Origin of the sequence: Nocardia sp. CA-129566, assembly GCF_050956075.1 — a bacterium.
Taxonomy (GTDB): Bacteria; Actinomycetota; Actinomycetes; order Mycobacteriales; family Mycobacteriaceae; genus Nocardia.
Genome location: NZ_CP192085.1, coordinates 3,085,927 through 3,103,298, shown reverse-complemented (window position 1 = coordinate 3,103,298; position 17,372 = coordinate 3,085,927). Strand labels below are relative to the sequence as shown.

The 17,372-nt window shown below is 63.1% G+C and carries 13 protein-coding genes and 2 pseudogenes; 7 read left to right on the top strand and 8 right to left on the bottom strand.

Annotated elements, in window-relative coordinates; genetic code table 11:
• Positions 1 to 318 precede the first annotated feature (318 nt).
• Positions 319 to 702 (top strand): annotated as a pseudogene (locus ACQP0C_RS13575) (transposase domain-containing protein); the annotation flags it as partial.
• Positions 703 to 734: 32 nt separating this feature from the next.
• On the opposite strand, the gene ACQP0C_RS13570 reads toward ACQP0C_RS13575, so the two are convergent.
• From ACQP0C_RS13570 to ACQP0C_RS13560, 3 genes are read right to left on the bottom strand one after another with little or no spacing between them, the layout of a single operon-like run.
• On the bottom strand, positions 735 to 1,283 hold the full coding sequence (locus ACQP0C_RS13570; RefSeq protein ID WP_433734535.1) for a 3-isopropylmalate dehydratase: 549 nt from the start codon (positions 1,281 to 1,283) through the stop codon (positions 735 to 737).
• 8 nt (positions 1,284 to 1,291) lie between these two features.
• Positions 1,292 to 2,539 (bottom strand): 3-isopropylmalate dehydratase large subunit, encoded by a 1,248-nt coding sequence (locus ACQP0C_RS13565; RefSeq protein ID WP_433733276.1) that lies wholly within the window; start codon positions 2,537 to 2,539, stop codon positions 1,292 to 1,294.
• On the bottom strand, positions 2,524 to 3,417 hold the full coding sequence (locus ACQP0C_RS13560; RefSeq protein ID WP_433733275.1) for an isocitrate lyase/PEP mutase family protein: 894 nt from the start codon (positions 3,415 to 3,417) through the stop codon (positions 2,524 to 2,526). The genes ACQP0C_RS13565 and ACQP0C_RS13560 overlap by 16 nt, the downstream gene beginning before the upstream one ends.
• Before the next feature lie 345 nt (positions 3,418 to 3,762).
• Between ACQP0C_RS13560 and ACQP0C_RS13555 the strand changes: the two genes are divergently transcribed.
• Positions 3,763 to 4,209: a GlcG/HbpS family heme-binding protein gene (locus tag ACQP0C_RS13555; protein WP_433733274.1), complete on the top strand. Its 447-nt coding sequence runs from the start codon at positions 3,763 to 3,765 to the stop codon at positions 4,207 to 4,209.
• A 480-nt stretch (positions 4,210 to 4,689) separates the two neighbouring features.
• Here the strand turns inward: ACQP0C_RS13555 and ACQP0C_RS13550 are convergent, their stop codons facing one another.
• Positions 4,690 to 6,942 (bottom strand): FAD-dependent monooxygenase, encoded by a 2,253-nt coding sequence (locus ACQP0C_RS13550; RefSeq protein ID WP_433733273.1) that lies wholly within the window; start codon positions 6,940 to 6,942, stop codon positions 4,690 to 4,692.
• A 104-nt stretch (positions 6,943 to 7,046) separates the two neighbouring features.
• Here ACQP0C_RS13550 and ACQP0C_RS13545 point away from each other — a divergent pair, with 104 nt between their 5' ends.
• From ACQP0C_RS13545 to ACQP0C_RS13535, 3 genes are all read left to right on the top strand, one after another.
• The gene (locus ACQP0C_RS13545) at positions 7,047 to 7,925 is read left to right on the top strand and encodes a TetR/AcrR family transcriptional regulator (protein ID WP_433733272.1); all 879 of its coding nucleotides are present in this window, start codon (positions 7,047 to 7,049) and stop codon (positions 7,923 to 7,925) included.
• A 367-nt stretch (positions 7,926 to 8,292) separates the two neighbouring features.
• Complete coding sequence (locus ACQP0C_RS13540; RefSeq protein ID WP_433733271.1) at positions 8,293 to 9,042, top strand: fumarylacetoacetate hydrolase family protein; 750 nt, start codon at positions 8,293 to 8,295, stop codon at positions 9,040 to 9,042.
• Positions 9,039 to 10,727 (top strand): thiamine pyrophosphate-binding protein, encoded by a 1,689-nt coding sequence (locus tag ACQP0C_RS13535; RefSeq protein WP_433733270.1) that lies wholly within the window; start codon positions 9,039 to 9,041, stop codon positions 10,725 to 10,727. Before ACQP0C_RS13540 ends, ACQP0C_RS13535 begins: the two co-directional genes overlap by 4 nt.
• Here the strand turns inward: ACQP0C_RS13535 and ACQP0C_RS13530 are convergent.
• The 3 genes and pseudogenes from ACQP0C_RS13530 to ACQP0C_RS13520 all read right to left on the bottom strand — a co-directional run bounded on the left by ACQP0C_RS13530 (position 10,724) and on the right by ACQP0C_RS13520 (position 14,099).
• Positions 10,724 to 11,827 (bottom strand): annotated as a pseudogene (locus tag ACQP0C_RS13530) (IS630 family transposase). The gene ACQP0C_RS13535 and the pseudogene ACQP0C_RS13530 overlap by 4 nt on opposite strands.
• A gap of 29 nt (positions 11,828 to 11,856) precedes the next feature.
• Positions 11,857 to 12,144: a hypothetical protein gene (locus ACQP0C_RS13525; protein ID WP_433734534.1), complete on the bottom strand. Its 288-nt coding sequence runs from the start codon at positions 12,142 to 12,144 to the stop codon at positions 11,857 to 11,859.
• A 1,745-nt stretch (positions 12,145 to 13,889) separates the two neighbouring features.
• Positions 13,890 to 14,099 (bottom strand): hypothetical protein, encoded by a 210-nt coding sequence (locus ACQP0C_RS13520; RefSeq protein ID WP_433734533.1) that lies wholly within the window; start codon positions 14,097 to 14,099, stop codon positions 13,890 to 13,892.
• Here ACQP0C_RS13520 and ACQP0C_RS13515 point away from each other — a divergent pair.
• Both ACQP0C_RS13515 and ACQP0C_RS13510 read left to right on the top strand, forming a co-directional pair.
• Complete coding sequence (locus ACQP0C_RS13515; protein ID WP_433733269.1) at positions 14,091 to 14,693, top strand: hypothetical protein; 603 nt, start codon at positions 14,091 to 14,093, stop codon at positions 14,691 to 14,693. The genes ACQP0C_RS13520 and ACQP0C_RS13515 overlap by 9 nt on opposite strands.
• 901 nt (positions 14,694 to 15,594) lie before the next feature.
• The gene (locus ACQP0C_RS13510; RefSeq protein WP_433733268.1) at positions 15,595 to 16,659 is read left to right on the top strand and encodes a porin PorA family protein; all 1,065 of its coding nucleotides are present in this window, start codon (positions 15,595 to 15,597) and stop codon (positions 16,657 to 16,659) included.
• Here the strand turns inward: ACQP0C_RS13510 and ACQP0C_RS13505 are convergent, their stop codons facing one another.
• A complete protein-coding gene (locus ACQP0C_RS13505) occupies positions 16,660 to 17,097 on the bottom strand; it encodes a TniQ family protein (protein WP_433733267.1) in 438 nt (145 codons plus the stop codon).
• Positions 17,098 to 17,372 lie beyond the last annotated feature (275 nt).

Here is a 17,372-nt window from a genome sequence, read left to right as displayed (position 1 = left end):
GTCGCTGGGCTGGTTCTCCAGACTTGTCCCGCCCCGCGTGTTCTGTGGTCATTTGCCATCTCCTATTCCCTCGACAGGTGCGCGGCACGACGCTGAGCACGGCACTCCCGGACCTGGGGAATTATCTGACCGTCGACAGTTCGAACGGGCCGTGCCGGTTGACGACTTCTGTCTTGAACAAGCAATGCCACGTAGTTAAGCCTTTGGGAGGCAGGACAACTCGGGCATTTCCGAGGTGCGTGTCGGGGAGGTGTGGCAACGGGACCTCTGCTATTACAGAGAAGCCGTCCAAGGTCTTCCCGCATCCGAGAGGTCCTGTTGCCCTCCCCGTCTGTCACTACGACGCTCACCCGCACGATCACTGTGGCCGGAGGAATCTTCGCGCCTGGTCACCTCGGGGAGTTGACGCAGTATCTGCCATTCGGGTTGATCGATGACGTGCTTGCCCGGACCCGGGCGGTGCAGCGTCGTACCCGCCTGCTGCCCTCGCGTGTGGGCATGTATTTCGTTCTGGCCCTGGCTGTTTCCCGAGTCTGGGTTATGAGCGGGTCTGGGACAAGCTGATCGCCGGGCTGGGATCGTTACTCCCGCATAGGCCCTCGAGAGAAGGGGCTGCGGGATCTTCGCAGACGCTTGGGAGCAGCACCATTGAAGGCGCTGTTCGAGGTTGTGGCCGGCCCGCTGGCGCAACCGGCCACCCCGGTATGCACGAATGGAAGAGGGCTCGACCACGATCAGGGAGGACTTCCGAAGCGGTTGGTCCGCACGGCATCCGAGCGCAGCAGATCCCCGGTTTCCGAGGGCAAGTACCCCTGCTCGACCAGCCGGGGCAGCACGCCGCCGCCAGAGACGATTTCGAGGATCAGATCTGGCAGCCTCGGAACGGTTCCCGACTCGCTGCTGGTCTCATTGCACCAGATACCCTCGGTGAGGTCGAAGGTGCCGGTGTCACCGTCACCGAACAACGATGTCGCATCGGGCACCGTCATCGCAGGCAACCCCGCGTTGACCGCATTGCGGAAGAACAGCGAGTTGAACTCCTCGGCCACCAGCCCGGCGACACCGAGCTCGCGGAACAGCGCCGCGACCGGCCGCGACGAACCGATCCCGAAGTTCTTGCCCGCCACGACGATATCACCGGCCGATACCTGATCCGTCCATCCGGGCCGCACCTCGTAAAAGATGTGTTTGGCAGCCTCGGATGGGTCCATCTTCATCGCAAACGCCGGATACATCGCGTCGGTGTTGAGGTTGTCGCCGAACACCCATACGCGGCCGCTGATCCGCAAGATCATGCGGTCACACTCCTGGGGTCGGTGATGTATCCGGCGATGGCCGAAGCCGCTACGGTAGCGGGCGATGCCATGAAGATATCCGCTTCGGTGCTTCCCATCCGCCCGGTGAAGTTGCGAGTACTCGACGTAATGCACACTTCACCAGGGCCGACCACGCCCATGTGATAACCGAAGCATGCACCACAGGTTGAGTTCGTGACGACAGCGCCCGCGTCGGCGATGTCCTGAAGATAGCCGCGCCGCATCGCCTCGCGATATACGGCCTGGGAAGCCGGTGTCACCAGTAGCCGCACCCCTGGGGCAACCGTTCGACCGCGCAATACTTCCGCGGCGATCTCCAGATCCTCCAGCTGCCCGTTGGCGCACGAACCGATGAAGGCTTGATCGATCTTCTGTCGTTCCAGCAGCCTAACCGGCAGCCCATTGCGGCTTACCGTACCGGGCCGTGCGACATACGGTTCCAATGCGCCGAGGTCGACCTTGCGTATCTTCAGGTAGTTGGCGTCCGAATCCGGCTGGGCGGCAACATAGCCCGCGACTTGGCGCGTGTCGAGATAATCGCGCAGCGTGTCGTCGAACTCGAACGTGCTGAAGTCGGCCGACACCTCCGCACCCTGAGTAGCGATGGTGCGACGGTCGTGCATCGGGATGGTACCGAGCCCAGGCCCGCCGTACTCGAGGTTCAGGTTGGCGGCGTCACCGTATGCGTTGGCGATATGGAGGAAGATGTCCTTGCCACTGACCTCCTTGGGCTTGATCCCCACGAATTCGTAGCGGATCGTCGGTGCAACCTGGAACCAGGTGCAGCCCGTGCACATGATCGCGACCACCTCGGCCGGGCCGAGGCCGCGAGCCGCGGTATTGAAGGCACCCGCGGCGCAGGTGTGGGAGTCCGTGCACGCCAGTATCTCTCCGGGCCGAGCCAACCCGGCCTCGGCGATCACCTGGTGGCAGATCCCATGCCTGCCGACGTCATAGAAGCGTGTGATTCCGAACTCTGCGGCGAACTTGCGTGCCTTGGACCCTCCCATGGCATCCTTTGTCGACGGCGCAGGCACAGCGTGATCCATCACGATCGCGAGCTTGTCCGGATCGTGGATGCGGTTGGGCTGCAACCACATCATGGTGAATTGCAGATCGATGAGCACAGTCATGTCGACGTCGACCACAATCGTGTCACCAACAGCGACCGTAGGTAGGCCGGCCTTCCTCGCCAGGATCTTTTCGATCATCGTCGAGCCCACGGAACTGCCTCCCGGTTGGCGTAGCGCTGATCTATTTCGGCCCATTCGGCCATACCGACCAGATTGAAGAAGTCGGCAGGCGCATTCGGCGAGTGGTCGGCAGAATTGCCGTCGGTCAGCTCACACATAGCCTCGACGATGCCCACGGTCGCCCGCATCAGCGCGTCGGCAGGGTGGATCGCGATGGCATAGCCAAGTGCCTGGAGCCGAGAGTGGGACTCGAGCGGCGTCACGCCGCCGAGAACGAGGTTGATCAGGAGCGGAGCATCGACCTCGTGAGCGATGCGTTCGACCTCGTCGAGGCCCTGCGGGGCTTCGACGAAGACGACGTCGGCGCCGGCTCGCGCATATCTGTTCGCCCGCTCGATTGCCGCGTCGAGCCCAAGTGGCGCGCGTGCGTCGGTGCGAGCGATCACCGACAGCTTGTCATCCGAGCGCGAGTCTAGAGCTGCGGCGAGTGTCCGCTCGAAGACCGCAGCGTCGACGACCTCTTTACCCGACAGATGCCCGCAACGCTTCGGGAACGCCTGGTCCTCGAGTTGGATGGCGGCGACACCCGCTGCCTCGTACTGCCGAACAGTGCGCACGACGTTGATCGGCGCGCCATAGCCGGTGTCCGCGTCGGCGATCAGCGGCACGTCTCCGAGCACGCCGACCACCATGCGGGCTCGCTCGACCATCTCGGTCTGGGTGACCAGCCCGACGTCGGGTAGCCCGAACCCGGACGCCGCCACACCTGCGCCGGTCAGATAAGCCGCAGCCTGACCGGTGCGCCGAGCGACATGTGCCGAGATGCCGTCGAACACACCGACCGCTACAACGAACTCCCGCCTATCAAGCTGATCGCGTAGCGCCCGGCGGGCAGACGTGGTGGTCATGCGTGGCCTTCTATCGTGCGTGTCCGGTAGGTCCCCACGCGACGGCACACCTGCATCGGCAGCACATATGCAAGGCCCATCTGCCCGGAGAACGGCGTAAACCACGATTCGGACGTCCACCAACCGCGTCCATAGACCGTCATTGCTCTGTCCTGTCATGCGTCGGAAGAATCCCCCAACCCAGCGTATTCTATCATTCTGACTTGACTCCAAGTCAAGTCCTAACCTTATTGACTTGGAGTCAAGTCAGATCGTACGGTTGAAGCAGGCAAGGCTCAGCCCTTCGACATCTCGCCGTCCTCCCCTTGCCTCAATGCCCAAATCAACTCGCCCAAGGAGAATTTCGTGAGTACCGATGCGACTCTGGCGAAATCGACGCCCGCGCCCTCTATTACTCGGGCCGCGGCCGGTTCGCTGATCACCGCAGTCCGTGCAGCAGCCGCCGAGCATGGACTCGAAGTGGCCGTGGCCGTGACCGACGTGGGCGGTCACCTGAAGGCCTTCGAACGCACCGATGCGGCACCGTTCTTGTCGGTCGATGTAGCCATCGACAAGGCGTGGACCGCCGCCTCGTTCCGCATCCCGACCCACGTCTGGAACGACTACGTCGCGATCCCACAATTCGCGCCGTTGGCTCACCATCCGCACTTGATGGCAGTCGGCGGTGGCTACCCGATTACCGAGAACGGTAACTGCATCGGCGGTCTCGGCATCTCCGGCGGCACCGCAGAGCAAGACCGGGAGGTCGCCGCAGCGGCGCTGACCGCCCTCGGTTTCGACCTACCCGACTGAAGCCTGGGTCGATCAGCTCTCGCGACCGACGACATCGGCCTGCGAGGCATCATTCAGTCGAGCAGCTGCGGTCGCCGCGGGATTCGACACCATCACTCCCGCGGCGACTTCGCTCGTCGAGACCACCGCAGCGGTGCGCTTCCGATCCGTTGCGGCCAGGTAGCGAGGATCGCTGGCCACCAGTAAGTCGCAGCCGACCAAGAGGTCGACTTCGCCCTGCGCCGCTTTGCCTCAGGCAGGCGGTTTCGCGAGATCTTCACGTCGGAGACCACCGCACCGCCCTTCTGCGCCAACCCGGTCTGATCGAAATACGGTTGCCAGGTCAATATCGAGAGTTCGATTCGAGTCCTCACGGCCTGTCCAGCGCTCAGCCACTGCTCAACCGAAGGGAAATGACCGAGCCGCAGAAGGCTCGCGGACAGCGCGACCGCGATCCGGCCCAACGCTGGATTCGAACGCTGCCCGCCGTCGACGCATTCGCTATATCGAGTTCAGTTTGCCGAGTTTTCGAGTCCCGACATCGGCCCGCTTCAGAAGCTCCGCCGCCGGCACGCCACTGTGGAATCGCTGTGTGAGCTCCTCGGCGTCCACGTCGACACCGATGGGGTTCTTGGGGAACTCGGCCACCAAGAAGGCGTTGACCTCCTCCGTGGTCGCGAAGACGTCCACTTGCAACTCGATCTGGTTGCTATCGGGGTCGCGGTAATAGAAGGACAACGTGGGACCGTGATTGATGGTCCGGTAGGGATGGATATCGAGTCGCCGCAACCGCTCGTAGGTGGAGATCAAGTCTCCGAGCGAGGCATACGTGAAGGCCAAATGATCAAGGCCCACGGCCAGCACCGGGCGTTCAGCCAATTCGGGTACGGCTCCGATCGCAATTCGGTGGTGCTCGTCGTCATAGGTGAGAAAAGCGAGTGCACCGGGAACCTCGAATGATGCGTGCGCACCCAGAACTGTCTTGTACCAGCCCACCATCACCCCGAACTGAGCGGGTGGGGTGCGCAACACCGCATGGGCGAACTTCACGGGACTTACGATTGCCGCGCCGGAATCACCTTGGAGGGTCTGCTGCGCCATGTCCATCGGGCGACTGTGCGCATGTAGGCCCGCCCCACGGACAATGTCGAGTATCTCTCCCGGGTCGGCGGGGACGGCGTCTGCGCGCCAGGCCACGTGCTGATCAGGGCGAATCAACGCGAGGTCAGCGCCGTATAGATCACGCAGCCCGTCGTGTCGGGGCGCCAGGACCTCCAACGGGATACCGCGCTCGGTCGCCGCCGTTTCGAATGCCGCTGTGTCGATGCGTGATTCGGGCCGGGTGATCAGCAGGCAGTATCCGTTGCCGAAATGGTCGTAGAGCGAGGTGTCGTCCGCGAGCCACACATGGGGCGCACGGCAGCCGGGCGATGCCGATGGCGAGTAGTCGCCCTGGCTCAGCGCAGGCGGCTCGGTGCCGTCGGAAACGACAATCGGCGATCCGTGGTAGTGCGTGCCCAGCTGCGCCCCGAAACTGACGAATTCCTGCTGCTTGACCCCATTGATGAACTGGCCGACCTGACTGCGAAGCGCCGCACCTTCCGGTGTGTCGTCGGAGATGCCGTCGATTGTAAACGAGGCGGGGTTGCGGTTGGTGTTGGCAATACATTCTTCCTGGATCGGGGAGATGACGGCGGACCGCTCCAGTCCGTAGGAGTCGAGCAGCGCGGGCCCGCCCCAGCCGTTGAGTACGGCGGCAAGTTTCCAGCCCAGGTCGACAGCATCCCCGATACCGAGGTTCATGCCGAATCCGCCCAGCGGTGAGATCTGGTGTGCGGCGTCGCCGGCCAAGAAGATTCTGCCGCTGCGGAATTCGGGGGTGAGCAGAGAATGGATTCGAACTCGGCCCCCGGAGAGGGCCTCGACGTCGAACTCGAACCCGACGTTGCGGTAGAGCACCTGCCGCGCCGCCTGCCAGTCGTCGGGGTCCATGTCCGAAGGCACCGGGATCATCGCGAATTGATAATGGCCGTCGCTGTCCTGCGCGATCAGCCCTGCGTTGTCGCGGAACTCGTTGATGAACCAGAAGAATGACGAGCGGCCCAGTTGCATTCGATTCTTCAGTCCGGGCGCGAAGATATGCCAGAAGCTGGCCTGGACGAGGTCCGGCTCCCCCTGTAGCTGGATGCCGAGTTCGTGCCGGATCTGGCTGCCGCTGCCGTCGGCGGCGACGAGGTAGGCGGCATCGATCGTGTGGTGGCCGCCGGCATCGGTGTAGCTCACCCGGATCGAGTCGTCGAGTTCTTCGAAGGCAGTGACTGTGTGCCCGAATCGGATGTCGATGAGCGGATGCTCCGTCGCGGCGTCGTGCATCGTCTTCTCGATCGCAGGGTTGGGCGCGAACTCCGGCCGGTCAGAGGCGAACGGGATCCGGTCCTCGAAGGCGCAGACCCTCGGAAAGTCGGCGACAACGTACCCATTCAGGCTCGTGACATAGGTGGCGCTGCGAACAAAGTCATCACCGACGGGGTCATTGTCGCGCAGGCGATCGGCGATACCCCAGCGGCGAAAATGTTCCATCGACCGCAGATTGGTGAGGTTGGTACGCGCAGGGTAATAGTCGCCGCGGTCGCGCCGCTCGAGCACGACCGGGCGAACCCCCTGGCTCGCGAGCTCGAGGGCGACCGCGATTCCCACCGGCCCACCACCTGCAATGACAACCGGGTGAGTGACTGAGGCAGTGCTCTCCGACATGTGATCCACCTTTCGTGTGATAGCCGGTCCGGGTCGTTCATTTCCGCCGGACGGCATCCATCGCCAGTATCATACTGACTTGACTCCAAGTCAATAACTGCCATATGTGTTGCACGCATAGTGGGCCAGTTCCCTGTGCGATAATTGATCCACTGCACCCTGTTGGCGATCGCATAGACGGCGTCAATGCAGGTGTGATGCGACGGGTTTCCTTCGATCGGAGAGCGCTCATTACCAGGAAGGCAGAGTCGGCCAACGGGTCAGGGGCCGCCGGACAGAGTGGGCTGGCTCGGGGCCAGCGACGCGACGCGCTTATCGATGCCGCGGAGCGGCTCTTTTCCCGGATGCCCTACAGCGACGTTGCGATCAGCGACATAGCCGACGAAGCTGGTGTCGCGCACGGCCTGCTGTTCTATCACTTCAAGGACAAGCACGGCATCTACCTGGCCGTACTGACGAAGATTACGTCGGAGATCATCGAGCTGTGGTACCCGCCCGCCGACGATGAAACAAGCCCGGCAGAGCAACTGCGGGGCGTGCTGCGCCGACAGATCGCCTACCGACAGAAGCATCCACAGACAGCCTTGGCAATGATCCGCGCCGGTGACCATGACGCAGACGTCCATGCGTTACTGGAACAGGCGCGGCAACCAGGCTTGAATTTCGTCTACGACCTGCTCGGCACGGAGGGACCTCCCACTCCGGCGCTGCGCGGCGCGGTCCGCGGTTGCATGGGCTTTCTCGACGAACTGACCGCGGATTGGATCGCCCACGGCAACGACCTGCCCCCCGACGACATCGAGGAACTTGCCTTCAGGGCGATTGTCGCGGCGCTGTCGGCCGTTCACCTCAAAGACCCCGGTGTCGCTGCGGTGTTGCGCGCCTTGGAAAGCTATGAGTTCCCCCCCTCGCGGGCCCGACGCGCCGGCGCGCGCCGGTCCGCGCCACGGCGAGGCGCGGTCTCGGGCGCGCAACACCAGTAGAGTCCCGCCGTTCGACCACTTGCCGGACCTGTCCCCCGCGCGACGTCGCGCGTCTTCGCAGACGGCCGGGCGACACCACGCCGTCGACCGTGTTCCGCAGCGATCGGCATGATTCTCGCACCCTGCTTGACCCGGCGACGGGCACGACCTACAGTCCTAGACACCGGCGTACTTGACTTCAAGTCAGTTCGGGGAGCGACAGGTCGGCTCGCTGCCCTACCATCCGCCGCAACATTCCCCCAACCGAGACTGCAGCCGACCGGAGGCTTCGATGCGAATCGCCAACTACGCAGGCCGTGCCACAATCATCCGCGATGGAGGCGCAGCCGACATCGAGAAACAGTCGGGCGGCGCACTTCCCGCCGATATGACCGCGCTGCTCGACCGCTGGGGCGACCTGCAGGCATGGGCGGCGACCTACGATGGCCCCTGGCAGGACTTCGACCAGGGACAGCTACGCTGCCCGGTTCCCGCACCGCGCCAGGTGTTTGCCATCGGCTTGAATTATCACTCCCACCTGGAAGAACTCGGAATCGCTCGACCGGAGTTCCCTGCCACCTTCACCAAGTTCCCGAGCTGCATAACCGGCCCGAACGACGATATCGAGATGTCTGGCGACAATGTCGACTGGGAAGTGGAACTCGTGGCCGTGATCGGCCGACGGTGCCGCCGGGTCAAGCCATCGCAGGCGTGGGCATTCGTAGCAGCATTGACTGTCGGCCAAGACATTTCCGACCGCGTCGTCATGAAGCGGCCACCGGAGACGCCGCAGGTCAATCTCGGCAAGTCATTTCCGACCTACGGGCCCATCGGGCCGCTGCTGGTCAGTCCCGACGAGTTCGATGATCCGAACGACATCGTTGTGACCTGCCACCTCAACGGCGAGGAGGTGCAGCGGTCCAGCAGCTCCGGCCTTATCTTCTCGATACCGGAACTGATCGCCTACCTGTCGACCATCGTGACGCTCTTCCCCGGCGACCTGATCTTCACAGGCACGCCATCGGGAGTCGGTGCCACCCGCACACCGCCGCGTTTCCTGGCTGCAGGCGACGAATTGGTTTCCGAGGGTGGCGGAATCGGTGTCCTGCGGAATCGATGCGTTAAGGCGTCATCGTGACCACGCGAATGACCGGGGCCGAATTTCTCGCCGACACGCTGCAGGGCTACGGCGTCTCCCATGTGTTCCTCGTCCCGGCCGTGCTCTCCCGGACGTTGTACGAGATGGAGGCACGAACCTCGATCGGCCGCATCGTCGCCCACGGCGAGAAAGCCGCAGCCTACATGGCCGACGGCTACGCGCGTGCATCGGGCAAACCGGGAATATGTATGGCCCAGAGTGTGGGCGCGGCCAATCTGGCGGCCGGGCTCCGCGATGCATACATGGCGTGTTCACCGGTCATTGCCATCACCGGCGGGCCATACCTGCACTCCCGACACAAGAACCAGTACCAGCAGATAGACGACTTCCCGATTTTCGAGCCGCTGACGAAGTACAACGCGCGGGTCGACCTGCCTGAACGCATCCCCGAAATGATTCGCCAGGCGTTCCGCGTCGCGACGACCGGCCGCCCGGGTCCGGTGCATCTCGAGTTCGCCGGGCACGCCGCCGAGATCGAGGCGACGGAGTGCGTGTTCGAAGTCGTCGTCGAAGAGCGGTTCTCGCACGTCCCGGCGTTTCGCGTCCACCCCGAGCCCGCAGCGGTGCACGCCGCGGCCGAGGTGTTGGCGAACGCCGAGCGGCCGATCATCGTCGCAGGCGGCGGCGTTCGCCAGTCGGACGCCGCCGCTGAGCTAGTGGCACTCGCCGAGAAGATGGGCATTCCGGTGGCGACGTCGATGAATGCAAAGGACGTTATCGACGGCCTGCATCCCCTTTCGGTCGGCGTGCCAGGCCTGTACGGGCGCAAGAGCGCCAACCTCGCCGTCATGGAAGCTGACGTCGTGTTCTTCGTCGGCAGCAAGACGGGTAGCCAACTGACCTCGGATTGGCGGGTGCCCGCGCCCGGCGCCAGGGTGATCCACCTCGACATCGATCCCGAAGAACTGGGTCGCCACTATTCAGGCGCGCTATGCCTGCTGGGCGACGCGAAAGTGGCGCTCGGCGCGCTCATGGAAGTCACCGACGCGACGGCGGAGCGACGGCGCTCGTGGGTCGAGCGGGTGCAAAGATTCGTCGCGGACTGGCGCGAGGGCTACGCGGCCGCGCTCGGATCCGACGCGGTCCCGATCCGACCGGAGCGGTTGTGCTCGGAGCTATCCCAACACTTACCCAGCGACGCGATCGTCGTGTCCGACACCGGGCACTCCGGCATGTGGACTGGAATATATTTGGACCTGAAGCGGGGCCAGTCCTTCGTCCGTTGCGCAGGCTCGCTGGGCTGGGGACTACCTGCCGCGCTGGGTGCCCAGCTCGCCGTACCTGACCGGCCCGTTGTCATGTTCAGCGGAGACGGCGGGTTCTACTACCACCTAGCCGAACTGGAGACCGCCGCACGGTGGGGTATCGGCGCGACGTTGATCGTGAACAACAACCGGTCGCTCAACCAGGAGCGATACATCTTCGCGCCCGCGTACGGCGGGACGCTGCACGGGCGCCACACCGAACTCTGGCACCACCGCGACATCGACTTCGTCGCCGTCGCGGAGTCGCTCGGCGCGACCGGGATCCGTGTGAAGAAGCCAGGTGATTTTGCAGCCGCAGTGGAACAGGGCATTGCGACACCTGGCCCAACAGTTATCGATGTGGTGTCTGACATCGATGCGATGGCGCCGTTCTCTGAAGGCCTGACGACCGCGAGCTAGTGTTCCGCGCCTGAAATCCGTTGCAGATATCGGGCGAGGGAGTCGAGGATCTCCTCGGCTGTCTTGCGCCAGACGAATGGGCGTGGGTTGGTATTCCACTGGTCGACCCAGTTGCGGACGTCTTTCTCCAGTGCCGCAACGCTTTTGTGGACGCTGCGGCGCAGGAGTTGCTGGGTGAGGAAGCCGAACCAGCACTCGACCTGGTTGAGCCACGACGATCCGGTCGGGGTGAAGTGCACGTGGAACCGCGGATGCCCGGCGAGCCATTGCTGGACCAGCGGGGTCTTGTGGGTGGCGTAGTTGTCACAGACCACGTGCACGTCCAACTCGGCGGGCACGGACTTGTCGATGCTGATCAGGAACTTGCGGAACTCAGCCGCCCGGTGCCGACGGTGCAGTTCGCCGATTACGGTGCCATCGGCGATGTTGAACGCGGCGAACAGGCTGGTCGTGCCGTGCCGGGCGTAGTCGTGGGTGCGTCGCTCGGGCATGCCCGGCATCATCGGCAAGCACCGGCTGCGACCGGTCCGGGGCCTGGATCTGCGACTTCTCGTCCACACACAGCACCACCGCCCGTTCGGGCGGATTGTGGTACAGGCCAACAACATCCACAACCTTCTCCACAAACAACGGATCGGTCGAGATCTTGAAAACCGTCACTCAGATGCGGTTTCAGCTCGAACCGCCGCCAGATCCGTTCAACCGTCGATTTCGACAGTCCGGTCCGCTCGGCCATCGACGACCGCGACCAGTGCGTGGCATCGGATGGCAACTGCCCGAGAGTCAATTCGACCACCTGCTGAACCTGATCCAGCAGGATCGACGGCGGACGAACCGGCCGTGGCTCATCGGCCAGACTGGCCAGCCCGTACTCGATGAAACGGCCCCGCCACTTACGGCACCGTCATCGCCGACACACCCACCTCGGCCGCCACATGGGTATTGAACGCGCCCGGCTCGGCGCAGGCCAGCACGATCCGGCACCGCAACGCATACGCCTGCGTCGAGGTCGCCGCCCGCGCGCCCCGCACTAACTCCCGACGCTGAGCCTCAGTCACCACCAAATCCGGACCCGACCTCGGCCTCCCAGTCCTCACCACGACCGAATCCTATAATTAGGCAACGGATTTCAGGCGCGGAACACTAGGGTCTGTGTCGAGGTGAGTGAGGGCGGGCCTGGTGGCCCGCCCTCACTCGTTTCTGAGCCATTGGTTGATCGCGGCGATGTGGACGGTGGCCTGGAATACGCCTTGTCGGCCAGCACCCGATCCGGCCGCACCCGAGCCCGCCCGCCAGCAGGCTTAGCGACCTCGATTGCGTCGAGCACGGCAGTGAACTGCGGGCTGTCACCGGCCTGACCAGCGGTGATCAGCATTACCAGCACCCGGCAGCCCTGCTCACACGCCAGATGCAACACAAACCAGCTGAGGGTGGCACCGCACAGCGGTGCCACCCTCAGCTCACTAACCGATTCCAGATCTTGTAGCGATCAAACCCGGTAGTGCGGGTGGAGCGAAGGGGACGTGTATGCAGCGGACAAATTGTCCTCGGCTGGCGGCCCACAGTGCACCGAAGTTCAACCCTATCAATCTTGACTTGGAGTCAAGTCAAAATTATGCTTATCACGCCGGCGCGCCGAAGACGGCAACGCGTCCGCCGAACGTCGACATTGGCCGTCGCGAAGTGAAGTAGGAAGACCATGAGTCCGCAGAATTCCCACCGCGCCGGCCTGAGGGCTGCTTGTGGGGTCAAGGGCTCAGCGTCGGTCGTCAGGATGAGCGCCGAGCCCACGACTGGCCGCCGAGCACTCGCAGACGACATCTCTTCCTATGACCACATCGACAACGGATACACATCGTTGATTACCCGGCGCGAATCCCGCATCGACACACCGACATTCGACACCGCCGCGATACGACGCGGTACCCCGCTCGAGGTCGTGGCACCACATCGCGACGAGCGACACGATTTTTACGGTGCCGACCTTGCACTGACCTGTTCACACCTCGGCGGGACGAGGAAATCTTGTTCCAGTCGCATCTGGGGGCTGTCGCCACACTTTCCAGGTTCGGGACTGACGGAGCCCATGAGATGCGCGCAGCAGCCGGCCCAGCCCGCTGCGGAACCCACTTCCGCCGTGTCTCCCGGTGCGTACGACTGGCGATCGAGCCCGCTGCGCACAGGACTGTCGCGACGAGACCTTCGCTACCATTCGCCGGTTCGCGCACCACCGGCCTCGGAACGGCGACATCGATCCAGTCCTCTGGCTTGCGGCGGGCCGCGGGTTACTGGCGTCGTTCCCAGCAGACAGGTAAATGCGATCCATATGTTGCTGCCTCTTGCTATTACTGCTACTGCCGGAGGTGTCTCACACTAACTCGAACCAAGGATTGATCATGAATTCTCACGAAATAGATATCAACAGAGCCGGGTTTCATGCGGCTATGGAAGCCCTGATGATGGACGATCCCCACCCCAGTGATTACTTTCAAGGCCCCAGTGATTACTTTCGGGATTGTCCCTCACGATGGCTGCGGAGAGCGCTCTACGCGTATGAATGGGCAAAGCGGACCTATCTTGCTCAGACTCCTGGTTCCATGCTCTACCAGGAGCTTCCACAGCCAGGCGTAGCTCGTGAAGCCGTCCTACGTCATGAGGCTGGAGAGCAAGAAGGACGGACCCCGTGATGACTACGTGGAATTGTTCAGTGTGTAACACCCGCATGTATACGGAGTTCGACTACAGAAATGGCCATCATCGCGAGTGTGAGAATGACATTGCCAAACTGAATTCCGAAGACTTGGAAGCTCTGTCCCCGTGGCTCAATCCTCGCCCGTATCTCGATTCCCACCCGAGAGCAGAAATTGGGGGATCCTAGGTCGCGTCTCATGCCGCTGACATCGCTGTGGCAAGTTTCTCGCCCCTCAGGACTGCGGCAAGAGTGAGGACGTGAGTGGGCAACTCTGGCGGCAGAGGATGTCGAGCCTGTGGTAGCCGGACCGATCCCGGATGGATTCGCCTCCAGGTGAGCGTGTGCGACACTCTCACCGTCCCGACGACGACGTCGGGTGGTTCACAACGGTGTGGACCTGGAGACGGTTCCGGTGGGGTGAAGCGCGGAAGCCGGGCTGGTGGCATCCATTTCGCATCGAAAATTCTGGACTACGGCAGTCTGCCCGTTCGGCCAGCTTCTCGATCTGCCTGCCGCCCAACGCCCTTCGCGTGGCTGCCACGGGTATCGACCCCCGGGTTCGATCTCGTCGAATCAACCTCGGGCGAATCAGGGCGGACATAGTTGCAGGCGATCAATGCCGTGCGCAGGCGCCACAGGAATTCGGGTTTCGCGCCGTCGACTCCGATGAGATGACCGATCCGCTCGAGGCGGTGGTCGATGGTGTTCTGATGAATGTGCAGAGCTCAGGCGGTCAGTCGCCTGTTCAAACCGTTGCGGATACGTTCGCGCAGAGTGTGGAACAACTCGGGGTGGTCCTCCAGCGGGCCGGCGAGCAGGTCGCAGCCGGTACCTGGCCGGGTGAGCTGGTATTCGATCGCCAGGTCGTCGAGGTGATACACGCCTGGTCACCACCGCAGACGCTCGACAATGTCGAGCAGTTCGTGCACATGATCGGTGGCAGCGGGGATCTGACGAACAAACGACTCATCAACCTGATCCTTAACCAGTTGGACGCGGACTGGGACCAGGTGCATTACGTCGCCGATCGCCCCTCCAACGACCGCCGCTACTCCATGAGCTGGGGCAAGATCGCGAGCCTCGGTTACCGGCCTACACAGGGATTCGAAGACGCACTCGCTCAAACCGTGCGGTGGTACCGCGACCATCCCGATTGGTGGGGCACCACAGCTCCGCAACCCCGACGCACCCGTAGCGGGGATCCAACTCGATACCCCTTAGGCGACCAACCATGTCCACTGATCGAATGGCCACATCGCGCCGCTTACTCGTGATCGGGGTCGGAGGTCAACCGGGATTCGACCTCGCTCTACGACTCCAACAGCAGGGGTTGCACCGTCATCGGCACCGACCCCGTCGCCATAGGAGGCGGCCCGCCCACGTGTATGCAGCGGACAAATTGTCCTCGGCTGGCGGCCCACAGTGCACCGAAGTTCAACCCTATCAATCTTGACTTGGAGTCAAGTCAAAATTATGCTTATCACGCCGGCGCGCCGAAGACGGCAACGCGTCCGCCGAACGTCGACATTGGCCGTCGCGAAGTGAAGTAGGAAGACCATGAGTCCGCAGAATTCCCACCGCGCCGGCCTGAGGGCTGCTTGTGGGGTCAAGGGCTCAGCGTCGGTCGTCAGGATGAGCGCCGAGCCCACGACTGGCCGCCGAGCACTCGCAGACGACATCTCTTCCTATGACCACATCGACAACGGATACACATCGTTGATTACCCGGCGCGAATCCCGCATCGACACACCGACATTCGACACCGCCGCGATACGACGCGGTACCCCGCTCGAGGTCGTGGCACCACATCGCGACGAGCGACACGATTTTTACGGTGCCGACCTTGCACTGATTCGCGACGGCCCCGCACATGGCCTGGTGCGCCGCCGCTCCCCACTAATCGCGGGAGGATGCTCGATGTGGTCCGCGGTGCGAGCGTCACATGCACCGCTGTCATATGACCGTCGCCCCACAACCTGCCGCCGCGAACTCTGAAGAGTTGCATCGACTCGCGACAGCACTGGCAATGGGCGCTCGGACACCAGACTTCGAACCGACGTTTCCGGGCCGCACCGGCCTGGCACCGCGCAGCACCAAAGACACTCGATCGTTATAGCCGGTAGCGGCCGATCATCCCGATCGAGTTGGAAGTTTGCTATTTCCTTGGAGATTCACATGTTTGCTATTCCCTTAGAAATTCACATGCGAAGAAAATACCGTACCTCGGCGATCGTGCTCGTCGTGCTCGGCGCCCTGCTGCTGACCGCAGCGGCGATCACACGCTTCGTTGTCGTGCCCGCAGTCACAAAATTGCCGAAAAACCTTGATGTGACCTCGGATTTCACCGGGACCGCCTCGATGCTGAACGCAAAGGCATTGACAACAAACGACCTGACCCACATGTACCTCAGGGACCTGCCCATCACCGTTGTCCGCCACACCTACGTCTCGAGCGCCGACGCAAGCACTGCAGTCATCCACGACGACAGCGTGCTCAAAACACCCGACGGAACCCAGATACCAACCCGCCGGACATTCGCACTCGACCGCACCACACTCCAAGACGCACCGCCACCACCGGGCGTAAACGCCGACCCACACACCGGTCTCACGGTGTCATTTCCGTTGCACCCCAAACCCGACGATACCGCCAAGTTCTGGGACTCGACCACCCAGCGGGTGATGTCCGTGCACTACACGGGAGCAAGCACCCTCGCCGGCCGCGCGGTATACAACTACATCGCCTCCGCCCAAGGCCCATTGAAGGAAACCAGCACGCTGGCCGCCCTTCCCTCCGAGCTACCCAAACCGGTCCTTGCCGCCATGCTGCCCACCTTGCCCGACACCGTCCGATCTACCGTGACCGCAGGACTCGACACTCTCCCGGACGCAATCGGCTTGTCATACACCTCGACCACGTCCTACGAGGTAGCCGCAGACAGAACCCTCGGCGTTCCACTACGCCTCACCCAGCACTACCAATTCGTCTCCGACATCGAAATCCAAGGAAAGCCCCTCGCGCTGATGCCCGTACTCGACGTCACGATCACCTCAACCGACAAGACCATCAAAAACGCCGCCCACAACGCGACGAGGACTGCGCGAATTCTCACCGTCGTATCACTGGTAATCCCGATAACAGCACTGATACTCGGGCTGTCGCTGGCAACAATCGGTGTGCTCCGACGCCAGAAGCCCAACCAGGACAGACCCCGACCCACGAGACGGACGTCCGCTTAGTTAAGAGGTTCGCCTGCGAAGGTCCGCGAGGACCGTCAGTGCGACCCGAGTCATTCGCAAGCGGGTGACTGCGATGTCCGGGAATGGTTGCAGGCCAGCGGGTTTCCGCGCGGTCAACTGGATTCGGTGCTCGCCGCGGGCGATCCTCCATTTCCGGCACCAGGACAGGTGCCAGCGTCCGCCGGAGGCCGACAGGCATTGCGGGCAGAACCGTGACCCGGTCAGCACCACCTGCTCCATGCCGCCGACAGCGACTCCGATGGTAGCGTCCGAGGCGTGGATCGATAGTCCGGCAGCGTTTTCCAGCCGCCGCAGCAGCCGGGGACTGGAAGGATCGAGCAGCGGCCGAATGCGACGGTTGCCGTGAAATCCCAACGCGGTCAGCAACTGTCCCGGTGAGCTGTGTCGCCGCGCCAGCGCCTCGAGCCAGGAATCCATGGATCTCAACTCACAACAGGGCCAAGTGTGAGGTAAAAGCACTGCACTGCAACAGTATTGCTCGGAGCAGCACGCTTCAGCGCTGGACTTTCGAGGTTCTGGTTGATATGCCTTTCGACGGCGTCACTTCCTCCGTCGGGAAAAGGCACCGCAAGATTGCGCGTGAGCTTCGTGGACCTTCCAGCCCAACCCGGCCGACTCGAGGTCCGCTGCAGACCGCAAGGAAGGCGCGCCGACGGGCAAGGCCGAGCACGAACCCGGTGGCCCATACTCGT